This window comes from Robinsoniella sp. RHS (genome assembly GCF_001029355.1).
GTDB lineage: Bacteria > Bacillota > Clostridia > Lachnospirales > Lachnospiraceae > Robinsoniella > Robinsoniella peoriensis.
The window spans coordinates 1-1637 of sequence record NZ_JNGB01000221.1 but is presented as its reverse complement, the minus strand read 5'-3'; the positions used below and the strand labels follow the sequence as shown (position 1 = coordinate 1637).

The 1637-nt window shown below is 37.4% G+C and carries 2 protein-coding genes; both read right to left on the bottom strand.

The genetic code is table 11. The annotated features are described in order from the left end of the window. Positions 1–632 (bottom strand): DUF3881 family protein (locus RHS_RS28840; protein WP_047835149.1); only part of this gene is annotated, 632 nt, incomplete at its 3' end. 69 nt (positions 633–701) lie between these two features. Continuing rightward, a partial coding sequence (gene serS / locus RHS_RS28835; protein ID WP_047835148.1) for a serine--tRNA ligase occupies positions 702–1637 on the bottom strand: 936 nt, incomplete at its 5' end.

Genomic DNA, 1637 nt, shown 5'->3' with positions numbered 1-1637 from the left:
ACAATCGTAAATACATCTTCCTGCATAATACGTCTGGATATCATGGTATAAGTATCAATGTCTTCCAAGGTCAGACTTTCAATTGCATCTTCATCACCATTTCTTGCAGCCGCAATCAAATGATTTCGATTTTTGGTAGCCTCTTTATCTGTATCAATCTGCTGTTCACTTTTCTGAATCGGAAGTAAGATCTTACCCTTAGTGGATAATCCTGAAAATGTAGTACTTATATTCTGGCCGCTTAATTTATTTAAATTTGCCTGCATTTTATAATCTGCTGCATTCTGGAGATAAAAAATCAAAGATACTCCGACTCTTACATCTTCACATACACCTGCATAGGATTCTTTTCCTACATGCTTTTCAATTACCAGATCTTCATCACTGGTAATTCCCGTCCCTTTAAAATAAGGAAAATAATATTCCTGATGGAACCCCTGTTCATCCAATTCCCCGCAAACTGTAATGCCTATATCCTGGCCAAAATCTTTTGACATCTCAATAAATGCACCTTCATCTTCTTCCACTACTTGCTTTTTGTCACTACTTTCACAGATGTCTTTTACGATCTGATCCACTTCTTTTCTCTTCTCCAGGTTGCTAAAACCGATTGCCCTTAAATAACTGTGCACTACATTCACCTCCTTACAAACAATATTTTGTGATCATGCTCTTCTAATTGATTCTTCTTTTGTAATAAATTATTTAATAACACTCATACCACCCATGTATGGACGTAATGCTTCCGGTATACGGATACTTCCATCTTCATTCAAATTGTTCTCCAGGAAAGCAATTAACATTCTCGGCGGAGCTACTACTGTATTATTTAGTGTATGCGCCAAGTACTTGCCACTTTCCCCATTTACACGTATTTTTAATCTTCTTGCCTGTGCATCCCCTAAATTAGAGCAGCTTCCTACTTCAAAATATTTTTTCTGTCTTGGTGACCAGGCTTCTACATCAATAGATTTAACCTTCAGATCAGCCAAATCTCCGGAGCAGCATTCTAAAGTACGAACAGGAATATCCATAGAACGGAACAGATCAACTGTATTCTGCCATAACTTCTCAAACCATACCACGCTGTCTTCTGGTTTACAAACCACGATCATCTCCTGTTTTTCAAACTGATGAATACGGTAGACACCTCTTTCTTCAATACCATGGGCACCCTTTTCTTTACGGAAACATGGAGAATAGCTTGTCATTGTTTTTGGCAGCTGTTCTTCGGGAATAATCGTATCAATAAACTTACCAATCATAGAATGTTCGCTTGTACCAATTAAATAGAGGTCTTCACCTTCTATTTTATACATCATAGCTTCCATTTCTGCAAAACTCATTACACCGGTCACTACATCGCTTCGAATCATAAACGGTGGAATGCAGTAAGTAAATCCACGGTTGATCATAAAATCACGTGCATAAGAAATGACAGCAGAGTGTAGTCTTGCTATATCACCCATCAGATAATAAAACCCGTTTCCTGCTACTTTTCTTGCACTGTCTAAATCAATGCCGTCAAATTTTTCCATAATTTCTGTATGATATGGAATCTCAAATTCAGGTACAAAAGGTTCTCCGTATTTTTGTACTTCCACATTTTCACTATCATCTTTACCAATTGGTACGGA